Genomic DNA, 16,082 nt, shown 5'->3' with positions numbered 1-16,082 from the left:
CGCACATCCTGACCAACCCCAGAACCAGACACAAAACACCCCTCCCACGAGTGGTGCATCCACCACCAGACCCCACCGAGTGCACGGCGCCCGGCCGCGCGGAATGTCCCCGCCGGTGTCGGAGACACGGTCGTCTGCGGCCGCAGGCAGGTGCGATCCGCGCCAGTCCAGCCGGCCCTCAGCGCGGAACTGCCAGCAGTCCGGCTTGATGACATGGGACGCGAGTGGTCCCCATCCACGTAAAAGCCTCATGGGTGACAAACCAGATCTATCTCTGGTACATCTAACGGGTGTCCAAGGCTCTGGAATCCTCTGCGGAAATCGCTCCACTTCCTACGGTAGAAGGAGGATTCCAGACCGTTCTGGCCGACCCTCCGTGGCGGTTCACCAATCGAACCGGCAAGGTCGCTCCCGAGCACCGTCGTCTGGGCAGGTACGGGACGATGTCCCTCGAGGAGATCAAAGAGCTCCCGGTCGGTGACGTGACCGCAGTGAATGCCCACCTGTACCTGTGGGTTCCCAACGCCTTGCTTCCGGAGGGCCTGGAGGTCATGCAGGCATGGGGGTTCCGCTACGTCTCGAATATCATCTGGGCGAAGCGGCGCAAGGACGGCGGGCCGGATGGCCGCGGCGTCGGCTTCTACTTCCGCAATGTCACAGAGCCGATCCTGTTCGGGGTCAAAGGATCCTTGAGAACGTTGGCGCCGGGGCGCTCAACGGTCAATATGATCGAGACGCGCAAGCGTGAGCACAGTCGCAAGCCCGACGAGCAGTACGACCTCATTGAGTCATGCTCGCCGGGGCCGTACCTGGAGATGTTCGCCCGCTACGCGCAACCCGGCTGGTCCGTGTGGGGTAATGAGTCGGATGAAGAGATCACGCCGCAGGGGAAGGCTCAGCGGGGATACGCCGGCGGCGACATCGACCCCCTGCCTGACCTGGAATCCGATGAGCAGATGAGCGACTGGCTCTCGGATCGCGTCGCCCGGATCATGGCCGATGAGTACGTGAAGGGGGCGTCAGTTCAACAGATTTCGACACAGTCGGGATACTCCATCACGCGGGTACGGAGCCTCTTGGTCAAGGGTGGCGTGGAGCTGCGAGAGTGAGGGCGTTCGACGCCGTCGGGACAGGAGTCCGGGCGCCCTGTGAGTGAGGTATCCCAGGCTGGAGTAGACCGCGCCCGACCATGCGGAACGTCACTGAAAGCGCCGTATCAATGCCGCAGCGGCACCACCCTAGGAGGCCGGTTTGAAACCGATGACCTTGCCGTCAAACTTGTTGTAGCCGATGACGAGGTCGGGCTTGGCCATGATGAGCGTATCCTCATTCTCCAAGTCGATTCCGCTGAACTTAATTTCCTTCCCGGTCTTAACGTTCATGAGCGCACTGATCCGGTTGACGTCCCCTTTGCCCAGTATCATCAGCTTGACGATGCTGCCATCTTGAGAGCTCTTCGCCACAGACGGGCACCCGGAGGATATGGTGTTTGTGTCCGCCTCCGGAACACTGAAGGAACTGCCTTGCTTGGGCTTGATCCGGGTGACGCAGCCGTCGCTGTTTGATCTTGCAGTCAGGCTGGCGTCACTGAAGTCCTGGTCCTTGAAGTAGGTGCGATGCTCCTCGGCTGTGAGGAGCTTTTTATCTTCCTCGACAACAGTCTCCTTTGAAGGCAGGTTCTGTCGATAGCTGCCCTGTTTCTTCCCCTTGAAATCATAAACTGTCACTTTGTACTCCTGGTCGGCTGACGAACTCGAATCGGAATCAGATTTGTCCTCTGCCTCCAGAGTTCCCCAACCGTCCTGGAAGTACCAGGTTATGAAGTCTGAGTCGGCCTTCGAGCCTCCGCCGAGGAACCGGGTCTCTCCGCTATCGATGTCGATGATGGCGTTCAACAGTGCCAGATAACGCTGATTGTCTCTGACTAGAAAGGTCGTACTGTATGTGGTCAGTGAGTCAAAGGGTCTTCCCGCCCCGGCGATCGTGCGCGACCACTTCTGTTTCTTGTCCGCACCCCAGGCGGTACACTTGTCGCTTTCCTTGCAGAAAATGGCGGTATCGCCGACGATTAATGCGGAGTTGCTGCTACCCCAGGGTGCCTTTGAGGTCTTTCCGGTTTTCAGGTCAATGAGGGTGGACTTGTAGACCAGTGTGTTGCTGCCCCATTGCATGAGAGCGAGTGAGTCATCGTATGATGACGTGAAGTCCTCGTCGTCAATGGTGGTCTTCCATGTTTCCTTGATGTTATCGCCCAGCGGGCCGTAAGCGGTGATCTCTCCAGTGTTCTTGTCGACTGTCAGGAGATGATCCCCGAAAACAAAAGGATCCTCAAAGGATGCGACGTCGATGCTCCAGGCCTTGTCCGCACCTTTGGTCCAGGCATTCGACGGAGTCACGTACGTTGAACCCAAGTAGACCTCGCTGCGCCCCAGGAAGTACCAGGCGGCCGCACCTCCAGCGCCCAGAACGAGAATGATCGGCAGAACGACAGCGACCACCTTGAGCAGACGGCGCTTCTTCGGGGCCTGCGCCGGCGGCGCATACATTGGTGTCTCATAGGCCGGTGCGACCGGCTGCCCCGGACCGGATGCCTGCCCTGAGTCATAAGCCTGGCCGCGGCCCAGTACGTATTCCGACGGCACCCGGCTCGGCACCCCGGGCGGCATTGCGGTCTGCTGGTCCAGGGGCTGAGCCGCTGCCTGCATCGAGGGCGCCGAATACCCCTGGCCGGCTGGCGGCGGCGCGACGGGCTGCGCCGCCTGAGCGACCTGCGGGGGCGGGCCCTGCGGGCTCTGAGGCTCCACGGCCCCATACCCCTGAGGGGAGGGCCCCTGAAGCGAACCTGCCTGCGGTGCCGCTCCGGACGCCCCCAGCTGGTGACCGCCATACTCCTGAGCAACCTGCGCGTACCCAGAGCTGGTGGACGCCGCCTGCTGGGCTGGCGCCCATGCCGCTCCAGCTGTCCCCACCGCCATCGTCGGAGCCATCGGGCCGATCTCGCCCGGGACAGGAGACTGTGCTGGCCGCGCCGGCTGAGCACCACGACCGGCCTGGCGCGCCAGCACCTCCCGTACGACGGCGTCGTCGGACCGCTCCAGTATCTTGCGCACCCGAGGCGGGATCGACGGGTTGGTCGCCAGGATCGAGTGCAGGTCGGGACGGGTCTCGGCGATCCGCTCGAGGTCCTGCGGCGAGGCGAACCTGCTGAGGGCCGTTGTCGCGTCGTAGTCGCCGGAAGAAGGTGAGTGCCCCATCGTCATGTCTCCCGAGCCTAACGAAATCTATGGCTCGAGGTCACAGAATGAGCACATCAGCCTCCCGCCCGCGTCGTTGACATGACGCGGGCGGGAGGAGCGGTGAGTCAGTCGACGATGCCGTAGAGGCGGTCCCCGGCGTCGCCCAGACCGGGCACGATGTAGGCGTGCTCGTTGAGGCGCTCGTCAACCCCGGCGGTCACCACCGTGACGTTCGCGCGCTCGCCGACCGCATCCTCCAGCGTCTTGACCCCCTCGGGCGCGGCGATGAGGCACAGTGCGGTGACGTCGCGCGCCCCGCGCTCCAGCAGGTAGTCGATGGCGGCCACGAGGGTGTGACCGGTGGCGAGCATGGGGTCGACGACGAAGCACTGGCGGCCCGAGAGGTCATCGGGCAGGCGGTTGGCGTAGGTCTCCACCTCCAGGGTGTCCTCGTCGCGCTTCATCCCCAGGAAGCCGACCTCCGCCGTGGGCAGCAGGCGGGTCATGCCCTCCAGCATCCCCAGGCCCGCGCGCAGGATCGGCACCACGATCGGCCGCGGGTCGGCCAGGCGGCGGCACTGGGCCAGCGCCACGGGGGTGCGGATCTCCACCTCCTCGGTGCGCACCTCGCGGGTGGCCTCGTAGGCGAGCAGGGTGACGAGCTCGTCCACCAGCTGGCGGAAGACCGCCGACGGTGTCCTCTCGTCGCGCAGGACGGAGAGCTTGTGGTCGATGAGGGGGTGGTCGGCAACGTGGAGGCGCATGGGGACAGCCTAATGCCGCAGCCGGGTTCGCACCGTCGCAACGCGTGCGGGCCTCGTGCGCGCCCACGGTGGGGTCACGTCGCACCGGTGGACTGGATGCGTCGCTGGCGTCGGAGTTGCCGCCGGTGTCCCCGCTGAGATCTTGCGACGCTGACCGTGTTGTGTCCAAATCGGATACAAAGGACGCTTCGCGTTCTTCAGGGCTGCATGAGAACCGCGGAATCATGCGGTTTCGTTTCGCCCGTTTCACTCCGGCAGAGCCCTTTGTATCCGATTTGGACATCGGGCCCGCCGTAGGGGCCGTTTCGGCCACCGCGCGCCACCGCTTCCCGATGCACAACCCCGCCCCAACCGCTCCCAGACACCCAACGTCTCTCTCACGGGTGGCGGGTCCGCCCGCAGGCCCCATCCCGTGCTGTGCGGCCGGGGACATTCTGTGCGGCCGGGTGCAGTCTGCACCGGGCGGGGGCATTCGACGCCGTTGGGGACAGGATTCCGGTCCCCGCACGCGTGAGATGCCCCTGGCCGTAAGGAAAAGTCCCCGGCCGCGCAGGATGTCCCCGTCGGTGGCTGGGCATGGGCGCCACGCGCACGCCGGGCAGCCCGCACGCCAGTTGGGCCCGGCGCGAAAGGGACGACATCCCGCCCGCCTGCGGGGCTAGGTTGCTGACACCGACCGCATCGAAGGAGAACTCATGGCCAACGGCTCCGCCCCCACCATCACTCTCAACAACGGCGTCGACATCCCGCAGATCGGCTACGGCGTCTTCCTGACCCCGCCGGAGGAGACCGAGCGCGCCGTGCTCGAGGCCTTCGAGGTCGGCTACCGCCACGTCGACACCGCCCAGGCCTACCGCAACGAGGAGGGCGTGGGCGCGGCCGTCGCCGCCAGCGGACTGCCCCGCGAGGACCTCTTCCTGACCACCAAGGTGTGGATCTCCAACGCCGGGGAGGAGCGCGCCGCGCGCTCCATCGACGGCTCCCTGCGCCGCCTGGGCACCGACTACATCGACCTGCTGCTCGTCCACCAGCCCTTCGGCGACTACTACGGCACCTACCGCGCCATGGAGAAGGCCCTGGCCGCCGGCAAGGTCCGCGCCATTGGCGTCTCCAACTTCTTCCCCGACCGGTTCGTGGACCTGGCGCAGCACGTCGAGGTGCCGCCGGCCGTCAACCAGATGGAGACCCACGTCTTCAACCAGCAGGCCGACAACCGCGCCTGGTACGCCAAGTACGACACCGCCCTGGAGTCGTGGGGGCCGCTCGCCCAGGGCCGCAACAACATCTTCACCAACCCGGTGCTCACCGCAGTCGGCGAGAAGCACGGCAAGACCGCCGCCCAGGTGGCCCTGCGCTACCTCATCCAGCTCGACATCATCGTCATCCCCAAGACGGTCCACCGCGAGCGCATGGTCACCAACTTCGACGTCACCGACTTCCAGCTCGACGACGCCGACATGCGGGCCATCGCCGCGCTCGACGAGGGACAGGGCGTCGTCAACCACTACGACCCCGCCTTCCAGGAGCGCCTCGCCTCCTACACGGTCGAGGCGGACTGACCTCGGGCCGCCGGTGGCCGCATCCGGCTACCGGCGGCCATGTCTGGCGGGGACATTCGACGCGGCCAGGTGTGGTCTACTCCGGCCGGGGACCTTCGACGCCTTCGGGGACAGGAATCCCGTCCCCGCACGCGCAGGATGCCCCCGCCCAGAAGAAAGAGTCCCCGGCTGCGCGCAATGTCCCCGTCAGTGTTGGGGGTGCACTGAGAGACGGCGGTGAGGAGACGGTGGGCCGGGGTAGACCGGTCGATGGCGGGGAGGAATCGAGCCCGGGGCAGGCCCGACAGCGGGCGCGGGAGTACGCCTCAGAGCCGGCGGGAGAACCGGGACTCGCTCTTCTCGGAGGTGCCCACGTACTCCAGCCAGCGCTCGTAGTGGTCGAGGACGTCGTGGGCCACCTGGTCGGAGTTCCAGTCGACGACGTCGTAGCCCTGGCCGCCGCTGTGCGGGCGCACCTCGAGGCGCACTGTGAGGTCGTCGGCCTCGTGGACCGCGAAGCCGTAGGCGGGCACCGGCGTGACCACCATGCGCACCACGTAGCGGAAGGAGTCGATGGAGCTGGACTGCTCCTCGCCGCTGTCGGTGGCCGGGTGGGAGGAGACCACCAGGCTGGCGCGCCCCAGGAAGGTGCGCTCGTCGTCGGGGTCCTGGGCCTCGGGGCCCTCGACGAAGACCTCGGCGGAGACGTTCTCCTTGCGCAGCTCGGTGGCCACCGCCTCCAGGGCCGGCACGATGCGCCGCTCCATGGCGTTGCCGGCCTCGTCGGGGGAGACCGAGTTGAGGGTGTGCGTCAGGCGCTCGCGCCAGGGCGTCTGCTCCAGCCCCGCGGCCGAGCCGTTGAAGCCCAGGGCCCGGTTGCTGTTGGCCTGACTCAGGGCCTGGTTGTAGGTGTCCTCGGTGCTCAGGGAGCGCCACAGGGTGTACATGATGAGGATGAGGACCCCGGAGAAGGGCAGCGCCATGACGATCGTGGCCTGCTGCAGGATGGGGATGCCGCCGGCCACGAGCATCGCGATGGTGAGAATCCCGGTCAGGGCGGCCCAGAAGATCCGCAGCCAGGCGGCGGCGTCCTGACGCGCCGAGCGGATACGGCTGGAGAGGTTGGCCATCACCAGGGCGCCGGAGTCGGCGCTGGTGACGTAGAAGAGGATCCCCACGAACAGCGCCAGGGCGATGAGGATCTTCTGGCCCGGCAGGTGCTCCAGGATCCAGTACAGCCCCTGCTCGGGGCGCTCCAGGGTGATGTCCCGGAACTCGCCGTTGCCGCGGATGACCAGGTCCAGGGCGTGGTTGCCGAAGATCGCCACCCACATGAGGATGTAGCAGAAGGGCAGCAGGAGGCTGCCGAGCACGAACTGGCGGATGGTGCGGCCGCGTGAGATGCGGGCCAGGAACATGCCCACGAAGGCCGCCCAGGCGATCCACCACGCCCAGAAGAACAGGGTCCAGGCGTTGAGCCAGTCATCGGGACGGTTGTAGGCGTAGGTCTCCAGCGTCAGCTGCGGGAAGCGGGTGAAGAAGTCGCCGATGGAGCCGATGAGCGCGTCGATGAGAAAAGCGGCGTCACCGGTGATGAGCACCCACAGGGCCAGGCCGATGGCCAGCAGCACGTTGATGGTGGACAGGACGCGCACGCCTCGGTCGACGCCGGAGACGGCCGAGACGGTGGCCATGATGACGGCCAGGGCGGTCAGCCCGATCTGGGTGGGGAAGCCCTGCGGCAGCCCGAACAGGATGTTGAGGGCCACGTTCAGCTGGACGACGCCGACCCCCAGCGAGGCCGCGATGCCGAAGACCCCGCCGACCAGGGCTGCGGCGTCGACGATGTCGCCGATGACGCCCTCGGTGTGCCGCCCCAGCAGCGGGCGCAGGGTGGAGCGCAGCGTGAGGGTATCGCGGCGTCGGTAGGCGAAGTAGGCCATGGCCAGGCCCACCAGGGCGTACAGGCCCCAGCCGGAGATGCCGTAGTGGAACAGGGACAGGACGATGGCTTCGCGGGCGCGGGCGGCCGGGGGGATGGCCTGGGCGTCGCCGGTGGGCGGGTGCACGAACTGGTCGACCGGCTCGGCGACGGCGAAGAACAGGATCTCGGTGCCGATGCCGGCGGCGAAGAGCATGGCCGTCCAGGCGAAGGTGGAGAAGTCCGGCGTCGAGTTGTCCGGGCCCAGGCGGATGCGCCCGAAGCGGGAGAAGGCCAGCCCCAGGATGAAGACGAGCGCGGCCGTGATGAGCAGGATGTAAAAGGACCCGAACCATCGGCTCGTCCAGGTCACGGCCGCCCCGAAGGCGCTCTTGACGAGGTCGGGGGCGATGAGCGCGGCCAGGGCGACGATCGCGATGATGGTGGCCGATACGAAGAACACCACCGGGTTGAGGGGCTCCTTGCCGGGCAGCTTGCCGAGCAGGGTGCCGGGGAGGGATCCGCCGGGGAGCCGCAGCACTGAGAAGCGGTCCGACGACGGGGCCGGCCGGGAGGCTCCCGGAACGGAACCGCCTGGCGCGGACTCGCTCTCATCGCTCGATTCGGGGGACCGGCTCACCGACCTGCTCCGTTCTTCGTGGGGTCTTCTATGGGATCGTGGCGGGGTTTGGGGTGCTGGCCCGGGGCGCGGCGCCGGGGCCGCCGGTGACCGGTGGGACGGCTGACCGTCCGAGCCCGGGCATGTCGTCGGGAGCCTATAACGAGATAATGAAGTCGTGACGTCTTCACCTTCTACGCAGCCGCCGAGCCGGTTCAGCCCGGGCTCCGACGCCGGCGCGCCCGGTGGGCGGGCGGGTCTCGCCGGGGGCCGGGGCGGCGGCAGGGTCATCAAGCCGTCCCTCAGCCCGGCCGCCGGCCCGGTCATCGACGCCGCCATGTTGCGCGCCCTGGAGCTGGCCCGGGCGGCGGGCGCGGCGGGGGAGGTGCCGGTGGGCGCTGTCGTGCTCTCGCCGGAGGGGGCGGTCCTCGCCGAGGCCGCCAATGCCCGCGAGGCCGAGCACGACCCGACGGCGCACGCCGAGATCCGCGCCCTGCGCGCCGCCGGCGCCGCTCTGGGCGACTCCCACCTGGACGGCTGCACCCTCGTGGTCACCCTCGAGCCGTGCACCATGTGCGCTGGCGCCATCGTCCTGGCCCGGGTGGCCCGACTCGTCCTGGGGGCCTGGGAGCCGCGGACCGGGGCCTGCGGCTCGGTGCGCGACGTCGTGCGCGACACCCGCGCCAACCACCAGGTCGAGGTGCGCGCCGGCCTGCGCGCCCAGGAGTCCCAGGACCTCCTGACCGCCTTCTTCGCCGACCGCCGCTGACGGGCCCCGCCGGCTGGGCCCGCCGGGCTCGGTGAGCCCCGGGGCTTGCCGGGCACGACGTCGGTCGTGACTGATACCGCAGGACATTGCGTTGGGGAGCGGGGCAACGTCCGTGTAACCTCGTGGGCGAGGTAGCGTGTCCGAGCGGCCGAAGGTGCAGATCTCGAAAGTCTGTGTGGTTCATAGCCACCCTGGGTTCGAATCCCAGCGCTACCGCCACGGGAGGGCCCGCCGAGCAGCCAGGAGCTGTGCGGCGGGCCCTTCGCGTTGCCGGTTGCGGCGCTGCCCGTGTTGATGGCCGGTGGCTGCTCGACGTCGTGAGGCGCCCGTACTGCACGAGGGCCGGGGGCTTGTGGAGTAGCGCTGGCCTCCGATCGGTAGAATTTGAAATTTGCGCGGTGGGGCCCAGGCTGTGTCCCTGGTTTGGTGTCAAGCAGTTCCTACTGAGCCGGATGGGTCCTGTTCTATGAGCGTGAGACTAGGCGGTCAGCGATCCATTCCGTTGCCTGCTCAATGGTGATCGAATGGTTCACAAGGTTAAGAACAAAATCTTCAGCCGTCTCGTCGGGTTCGTAGTCAAGTAAATACCCTGATTGAGCCAAGAAATAGATCATGCACATCCAGGACGTGCGTTTGTTTCCATCTTGGAAGGGATGGGCTTGATTGATTCCGTCAAGAATCAGAGCGGCACGACCGGCCACCGATGGAGCGATGGGATATCCGTCGAAAGTGTGGAACGGTCGGCCGCATGCTGATCTGAGTCTGTCGGCTCCGATAAGTAAATGCTGATCTCCGCAGGTGCGCTTATTGTAGCTGATGGCAAAAATGCGTAGCGCACATGCCAGATCGCCGCTCACGAAGCAAGGCGAGCTAGGAGGCCTGCCCACCGTTTCTCCTCGGACTCCATGAGGCCTTCGGGAAGCTCGTCCCAGCGACTCTCAGAGCAAGTGTGAGGTGAAACAATTGCCATCCCGGGGCGCGAGAAGTAACGCATCATCGACTGATGTGTAATGCTCTTTTGGGAAGAGGCTCCGTCGGGAAGGCCTGTGCGTGCTTCGGTCCACGGTCCAGGCTCGTGGGTCTTTTTCATGAGAGAGGTCGCCGAGATTCCCTTGAACTTCTCTACGACCGCAGCAATCAGTTCTCGCTGCGCATTTGTGAGAATGGAAGTGTTCGCATGTTGAATTGCCCCTCGGTTGTTTCGAATGTCAAAGTAAACGCGGGGGTAAACTGGGCCATAGGTCCATGCCTGAGGTGACTCGGGGAATAGAGGCTTTCCTGTCTGGGCAAGGTAGGAACCCTGAATGAAGTAGAGGAGTTTCTGGGTCTTCATTGAGTCTGCGCTCGGGTCGAATTCGCGAAGAAGCCTTGTCGTCGCAAGGATTTCCGATGAAGCATTCACGGTAGTCTGTGTGGAATTTGTGAGGCTCGTGGTCACCGGTTGTCACCTCAATTCTGTGCGTTGACCCGAGATATTATTATCTCAAGTGTAACTCATTGAGAGACATTCAGTGTCAACCTGTGATGTAGTTCTCACTCGCTGTGCTGCTTCGTTTCGAGGCCTGATCTCTGTCAACCGCACGGAGCGCTGTTGGTCCCTCATATATTCGACGTCGGGCCGTACTCTTGGCCTATGAGTCGCCGTCCCCACGAATCCCGAACCCTGTCCCGTTCCCGCACTCAGGTCCACCCGCACCCCCACGCCTCCGAGATCGCGCCGCGCGCGGCCGCTGACCTCTACTCGCTCCTGTGCGACGCCATGGTCGCCGCTGACACCAAGGCGATCGACGCCCTGCTCACCGACTACTGCGTCCTGACCCACATGACCGGCTACCCCCAGCCCAAGGTCGAGTGGCTCGGCGACATCGCCAACGGCGCCATGCGCTACCACTCCCACGAGGTCGTCTCCGTCCAGCCCGACACCATCGCCGGCTTCCCGGTGGTGCGCGGCCGCACCCGCACCACGGCCACCCTGTGGGGCGGGCGCGGCACCTGGAACCTCCAGATCGTCGGATACGTCGTGCCCGACGCCGACCCCGACACCGAGCGCAACCCCACCGGCTTCCGCTTCAGCCGCCTGGACGCCTCCACCTGGTGAGGCCCCGACGCCCGGGCGGTTGCCCTCCGCGCCGGTGAGCCGGCCGGGGCGGTTCGTGAGCGGTTCGGGTCGGGGCCCGGCGTGCCCCGGTGGTGCTGGCAGGACTGACGGGCCGGCAACCGCCGTCGCCGTCCTCGGACTGCCCCGGTGAGTTTCGCCCCCACCTACCGACGTCGTCCACTCCCCCTCGTCGCGGGTGCGTTCCACGGATCCTCCGGCCAGGCGTGCTTGGGGTAGCGGCCCCGCATCTCGGCGCGCACCTGCGGGTAGCCCTGCTCCCAGAAGGAGGTCAGGTCGTCGGTGACCGCCACCGGACGGCGCGCCGGAGAGAGCAGGTGCAGCAGTACCGACACCCGGCCCTCCACGATCCGCGGCGTGGCCGCCCAGCCGAAGCACTCCTGGACCCGCACCGCCAGCACCGGCCGACCCGCCCGCCCGGCCTCGGCCGAGCCTGCTGAGCCCGCCGAGCCAGCGGCCCCGGCCGCCCCGCCGAGCGCCCCCGTGTAGTCCACCCGCACCTGTGAGCCGGAGGGGACCTCGATCCGTTCGGGCACCAGATCGTCCAGGCGCGCCGCCTGCGGCCACGGCAGCAGCGCCCGCAGCGCCTGGGCCACGTCCAGCCGCTCCAGGCTGAAACGCCGGCCCCCCGAGCCCGACGCCGATCCTCCCGGCCCGCTTGCTCCGTTTGACCCTCCGGCCTGCCCGGCCAGGCTCGTCACCGCCGGTGCCAGCCACTCCTCGGCCCGCTCGGCCAGGGCCGCATCGCTCATATCCGGCCAGGGCTCACCCAGGTGCTCGTGCAGCAGGGCAAGTCGGGCGCGCAGGCTGAGCGCCTCCTCATCCCACGGCAGTACGCCCAGGCCGGCATCGGCCCCCTCAGCGCGCACCCGTGCGACGACGGCCTCCGCCACCGCCGTCGGACCCGGCGGCGGCCCCGGGGTGGTGGTGAGTGTGATGGCCCCCAGGCGGCGCAGGCGCTCCGTGCGCAGCCGCCCGCCCTCCCAGACGGTGCGCTCCTCCTCGGTCAGCCAGGCCCCGGCCAGCTCCAGGGCCGCCTGCTCAGCGAGGGGCGCCGCGGCCCGGATGAGTGCGTCGCCGCGCCCACTGGTCAGGTCCACGCCGGCCACCGCCAGCCACTCGGACTCCGCCAGCGCCGAGCCCGCCGGCAGGCGCAGACCGGTCCCGGCGACGCTCGCGTAGTGCGCCTCCTTGCCTGCCTGCGGAGCCGGTCCTCGACGTCGCGCGATCCACTGCGGCTGCGCCGTCCCGGCCACCAGCGCCACCGCCGACTCCAGGTCGTGCGCCCCGGCGCCATCGCCGCCCCCGAGAGCGTCCCCGCCGACGCCGTCGGGCCGGCCAGCCCCCTCCCGGCCGCGCCCGGTGCCCGGCGAACCGGAGGTTCCCAACGCGTCAGGTGCCTGTGGTCCACCGCTCGCGGAGCCCGGGGCCTCAGGGGTCCCCGACTGCTCGGCGGCGGCGCGCTGGCAGGCCTGCTCCAGTCGGCGCGCCTCCGCCTTCCAGGCCCCCGACCCGGCCCCGCCGCCGCGCACCTGTCGAGCCAGGGCCGTCAGGTCCCCGCCGGGCGCGCGCAGGTCGGCGGTCAGCAGCGCTGTCGCCCGCGCCGCCCGCCGCGCCCCCAGGACCGGTGCCGTCGCCAGCAGGGCCCGCGCCTCCCGCACGCCCGCCGGCAACCCGGCCACCGCCCGACCCAGGGGCGTCACGCCATCGGCGCCGGCCAGGCCCAGGCGCTCCAAGGCCTCCCGGGCGGCCGCCAGCGCCGCGGCCGGCGGCTCATCGACCCAGGCCAGCCCCGCGCCGTCGGGCACACCCCACACGGCCAGCTCCAGGGCCGCACCGGTGAGGTCGGCCGAGAGGATCTCCGGGGTCGGAGCCAGCGGCGAACGCGCCCAGTCCGTCGGCGAGCAGCAGCGGTAGACGACGCCGGGCCCCTCGCGCCCCGCCCGCCCGGCCCGCTGCACCCCGGCCGCCCGCGAGACCCCCACCGTCACCAGGCCACTCATGGAGCGGGCCACGTCCAGGCGCGGCTCGCGCGCCAGCGTGGAGTCCACCACCACCCGCACCCCGGGCACCGTCAGCGAGGACTCCGCCACGTTCGTGGCCACCACGACGCGCCGCCGCCCCGCTGGGCTCGGGGCCAGGGCCGCGTCCTGGGCGCTCGCGGGCAGGCGACCGTGCAGCGGCAGGACGTCCACGCCCTCAGGGACCGCACCGCGCAGACGGGAGACGACGTCGTCGACCTCGCGGGCCCCGGGCAGGAAGACCAGCACGTCGCCGGAGCGCTCGGCCAGGGCCCGCTCCACGGTGGCGGCGACGTGGGCGAGGAACTCCCGCGGCACCCCGCGCGGCCCCAGGCGACCGGTGCGCCCCGGCGGCGCCCACACCTCCTCAAGGGGGTGGAGGCGACCGGGCACCTCCACCAGCGGGGCGGCTCCATCCAGCGAGCCGCCTGAGGAGCCGCCCAGGATGCGGCGCAGGCGGTCGGCGTCGAGCGTGGCGGACATGGCCACGAGGGTGAGGTCCTCGCGCAGGGCGGCGCGCGCGTCCGCCAGGAGGGCCAGGAGCAGGTCGCTGTCCAAGGAGCGCTCGTGGACCTCGTCGAGGATGACGGCATCGACGCCGCTCAGCTCCGGGTCACGCTGGAGACGGCGCAGGAGGAGCCCGGCGGTGACGACCTCGATCCGCGTGTCCGGGCCGGCGCGTCGCTCCCCGCGCACCGCGTATCCGACGGTGCCGCCGACTTCCTCTCCCAGGAGGTCGGCCAGGCGGCGGGCGGCTGCGCGGGCGGCGATGCGTCGCGGCTGGGTGACGACGACGCGGCCCGGCCGGCGTTCTTGGGCATGCTGCGGGGCGCTGGCAGCGACGTCGGTAAGGACGTCGGCCAGAAGCGGCGGGACGAGCGTCGTCTTACCGGTGCCGGGCGGGGCGGTGAGGACCAGGCAGGCGCCGGCGCCTGCGTCGTCGGAGGCGGAGGGGCTGGGGGAGAGGCGGTCGCGCAGCTCGGGCAGCACCTCGACCACCGGCAGGTCCGGCGGCGAGGCGAGCAGCGCCCTGATGGGGTCGGTCTGCGGAGGCTGCTTGCGGCTCTGCGGCCCGGTGCGAGTCATGCCCCGATTGTGCCCGGTGGGGGAGTGGACGGGGCCGACGTCGGACCGGGGGCGGGAGCTGAGCAGCAGATGGCCCCCGGTCGGCGGAGGACCGGAGGCGCAGTGGGTGGATAGGGACGAGGGGAGACGCGCAGGTGGCGGCGGCTACCGCACGCTCATGAGGATGTCTCGCGCCTGCAGGGCGTCGGCGAGCTTCTCGGCGTACTCGGCGTGCGTCTTGACGGCCTTGCGCATGCCGAGGGCGCCGCCGATGATGGCCGACCCCGTCGAGGACAGGTAGCGCACCAGGGTCTCGCCGTGCGGACCGGTCCCGAACTGCAGGTTCTGCGAAAGATAGAAGTTGCTGCCCATGAGGGCGCCGAAGGCGATGGACATGCCCTTCTTGCCGCGGGTGATCTGGAGGGTATCGGCGGAGAAGGGCGCGACAGTCCACCCCTCCTGAGTGAAGAACTCGGTAACGATTGATCGAACTTGATCGATTGGTGCATTAATGGTGTACGTGCGCTCAGCCATGGCGGGATGCTAAGCGATACTCCATTTTTCTTGCACATTGTGTGCAATAACGTTTGCGTGAAGGTGGTGCGCTGCTGGTCCGCACGCACCCAGCGCACCGCCTGGCCCGCGCGCAGATCGACAAAATCTTCAGAATCGACCCGGAGCCGCGTCGATTCTGAATTTTTTGTTGATGAGTCTGGGCGGCCCGGACTCTTCGAGTGAAGCACGCTTGACATGGTCGGCTCTGTCAAGCACACTGGACATGTCAAGCAAACATGACACCCTCTCTCGGGGTGATTGGCTAATCAAGGGATGATCGCCATGCTCTCCGCCGTCTCCGCTCCTTCTGTCCTGGCCGCCACGTCGTCGACCTCCTCCGCTGTCACCTTCGTTGCCGGGGTGGTCGGTGGCATCGTCGCCGGGATCGTCCTCTACCTGCTCGTCTACCGGTACTCGGCTCGCCATCTGCCCGAGGTCCGTGCCGAGGAGGCGCCCGAGCTCCTCAAGAAGCTCAGCGGGCAGCAAGCCGGTCTCGTCTGCTCCCTCCCCACCGGCATCATGGTGGGCTTCGTGTTCCCGGCGACCAGTCATCTCTCCACCGGACCACTTCTGCTGGTCGTTCACCTCATAGGCGCCGCCATGGTCAGCGTGTCCATCATCGGTGTCGCGTGGCTGTCCCCGCGACTGCGCGCCGTCCGGAACGCGGCTGCGGCATGAGCTGGTTGTCTCGCCGCGCCCCGGGCGGTGAGGGCCGTGGATAACGACGTGCGCGGCCTGCGCGAGGCCCGCGGTCTCACCCAGGCCCAGCTCGGAGTCGCCCTGGGTGTCTCCAGACAGAGCATCAACTCCATCGAGAAGGGCAAGTACGACCCCTCCCTTCCCTTGGCCATCGCCATCGCCCGCTACTTCGAGACCACTGTTGAGGAGATCTTCCATGTCTGAGTCAGAGCCCACGCCGCCCACGCCCACCCCTTCCTCCGCTGCGGCCGCCGGTTCGTCCTCCTCCGACTCGATGCCGAGTGCTCGGGCGGGCCTGAAGGACGCCAGGCCACGGCGGATCGCCGCCGCAGGCATGACGTCCGGCACCGTCATCGTGGTCCTCCTATGGGTGGCTGCCTTGGCGATCCCGATGCGCAACGGCTTCCTCTACGGTGCCGCCAGCGGGGGAACGGCCGTAATGCTGGCGCTTGTCGCCCTGCTTGTTGCCAAGAGGTTCGGATACGAGACCTTCGTCGTCCGGGAGCTCGAGAAGCGGGAGGACGAACGGGACAGGGCCGCCTCGCAACGGGCCTGGGCCCTCGCCGGTGTCGTCGGGTTCTTCGGCAATGTTGTCGTTGGCGCCGTGGGGGCCTTCGGAGGGCCGATGACGCCTGCCCTTGCCATCGTCCTGTGGCTGCAGCTGCTCAGTTTCATCGGAGGAAGCATCTACTTCAACCGCACGATGTAGATCGTGGAGGGGCGCCCGAGCCTGCCGCCCGCTCGGTGCACCGCCTGGCCCGCACACAGATCGACAAAAT

At 68.3% G+C, this 16,082-nt stretch carries 14 protein-coding genes and 1 tRNA gene; 8 read left to right on the top strand and 7 right to left on the bottom strand.

Going from position 1 to position 16,082, the window contains the following annotated elements:
• Positions 1-290 precede the first annotated feature (290 nt).
• Positions 291-1,109, top strand: coding sequence for an MT-A70 family methyltransferase (locus tag AB7V09_RS11995; RefSeq protein WP_419143893.1), 819 nt, complete (start codon positions 291-293; stop codon positions 1,107-1,109).
• A 129-nt stretch (positions 1,110-1,238) separates the two neighbouring features.
• On the opposite strand, the gene AB7V09_RS11990 is transcribed toward AB7V09_RS11995, so the two are convergent.
• Together AB7V09_RS11990 and upp are read right to left on the bottom strand one after the other, a co-directional pair.
• Positions 1,239-3,260, bottom strand: coding sequence for a hypothetical protein (locus AB7V09_RS11990; RefSeq protein WP_419143892.1), 2,022 nt, complete (start codon positions 3,258-3,260; stop codon positions 1,239-1,241).
• A gap of 101 nt (positions 3,261-3,361) precedes the next feature.
• Complete coding sequence (gene upp, locus AB7V09_RS11985; RefSeq protein ID WP_003788190.1) at positions 3,362-4,000, bottom strand: uracil phosphoribosyltransferase; 639 nt, start codon at positions 3,998-4,000, stop codon at positions 3,362-3,364.
• Positions 4,001-4,695: 695 nt separating this feature from the next.
• Between upp and AB7V09_RS11980 the strand changes: the two genes are divergently transcribed.
• Positions 4,696-5,559, top strand: coding sequence for an aldo/keto reductase (locus AB7V09_RS11980; RefSeq protein ID WP_419143891.1), 864 nt, complete (start codon positions 4,696-4,698; stop codon positions 5,557-5,559).
• 305 nt (positions 5,560-5,864) lie between these two features.
• Here AB7V09_RS11980 and betT read toward each other — a convergent pair whose 3' ends face one another.
• Positions 5,865-8,099 carry a choline BCCT transporter BetT gene (betT, locus tag AB7V09_RS11975; RefSeq protein ID WP_314158292.1) on the bottom strand — a complete coding sequence of 745 codons (2,235 nt, stop codon included), beginning with the start codon at positions 8,097-8,099 and terminating at the stop codon, positions 5,865-5,867.
• A gap of 157 nt (positions 8,100-8,256) precedes the next feature.
• Between betT and AB7V09_RS11970 the strand changes: the two genes are divergently transcribed.
• Both AB7V09_RS11970 and AB7V09_RS11965 read left to right on the top strand, forming a co-directional pair.
• Entirely contained in the window at positions 8,257-8,847 is a 591-nt protein-coding gene (locus AB7V09_RS11970; RefSeq protein WP_419143890.1) for a nucleoside deaminase, read from the top strand.
• A gap of 130 nt (positions 8,848-8,977) precedes the next feature.
• Positions 8,978-9,066, top strand: a tRNA-Ser gene (locus AB7V09_RS11965).
• A gap of 245 nt (positions 9,067-9,311) precedes the next feature.
• Here the strand turns inward: AB7V09_RS11965 and AB7V09_RS11960 are convergent.
• Together AB7V09_RS11960 and AB7V09_RS11955 are read right to left on the bottom strand one after the other, a co-directional pair.
• A complete protein-coding gene (locus AB7V09_RS11960; protein WP_419143889.1) occupies positions 9,312-9,704 on the bottom strand; it encodes a type II toxin-antitoxin system death-on-curing family toxin in 393 nt (130 codons plus the stop codon).
• Entirely contained in the window at positions 9,701-10,285 is a 585-nt protein-coding gene (locus AB7V09_RS11955) for a Panacea domain-containing protein (protein WP_419143888.1), read from the bottom strand. Before AB7V09_RS11955 ends, AB7V09_RS11960 begins: the two co-directional genes overlap by 4 nt.
• Before the next feature lie 195 nt (positions 10,286-10,480).
• Here AB7V09_RS11955 and AB7V09_RS11950 point away from each other — a divergent pair, with 195 nt between their 5' ends.
• Entirely contained in the window at positions 10,481-10,945 is a 465-nt protein-coding gene (locus AB7V09_RS11950; protein ID WP_075373987.1) for a nuclear transport factor 2 family protein, read from the top strand.
• A 164-nt stretch (positions 10,946-11,109) separates the two neighbouring features.
• Here AB7V09_RS11950 and AB7V09_RS11945 read toward each other — a convergent pair whose 3' ends face one another.
• Positions 11,110-14,070 (bottom strand): ATP-dependent RNA helicase, encoded by a 2,961-nt coding sequence (locus AB7V09_RS11945; protein ID WP_419143887.1) that lies wholly within the window; start codon positions 14,068-14,070, stop codon positions 11,110-11,112.
• A gap of 144 nt (positions 14,071-14,214) precedes the next feature.
• The gene (locus tag AB7V09_RS11940) at positions 14,215-14,583 is read right to left on the bottom strand and encodes a hypothetical protein (protein WP_279014591.1); all 369 of its coding nucleotides are present in this window, start codon (positions 14,581-14,583) and stop codon (positions 14,215-14,217) included.
• A gap of 303 nt (positions 14,584-14,886) precedes the next feature.
• On the opposite strand from AB7V09_RS11940, the gene AB7V09_RS11935 reads away from it, so the two are divergent.
• From AB7V09_RS11935 to AB7V09_RS11925, 3 genes are read left to right on the top strand one after another with little or no spacing between them, the layout of a single operon-like run.
• Positions 14,887-15,282, top strand: a complete 396-nt coding sequence (locus tag AB7V09_RS11935; protein ID WP_254654096.1) for a PTS sugar transporter — start codon at positions 14,887-14,889, stop codon at positions 15,280-15,282.
• 36 nt (positions 15,283-15,318) lie between these two features.
• Complete coding sequence (locus AB7V09_RS11930) at positions 15,319-15,507, top strand: helix-turn-helix transcriptional regulator (RefSeq protein WP_009406659.1); 189 nt, start codon at positions 15,319-15,321, stop codon at positions 15,505-15,507.
• Entirely contained in the window at positions 15,500-16,012 is a 513-nt protein-coding gene (locus tag AB7V09_RS11925) for a hypothetical protein (protein ID WP_009406658.1), read from the top strand. The genes AB7V09_RS11930 and AB7V09_RS11925 overlap by 8 nt, the downstream gene beginning before the upstream one ends.
• Positions 16,013-16,082: the final 70 nt, after the last annotated feature.

The sequence above is a fragment of the Actinomyces sp. SKVG-SVH-4(1) genome, assembly GCF_048514265.1.
Lineage (GTDB): Bacteria > Actinomycetota > Actinomycetes > Actinomycetales > Actinomycetaceae > Actinomyces > Actinomyces oris.
Note: the sequence above shows the minus strand (reverse complement) of the source record. Positions and strands in the feature narration are given on the sequence as shown.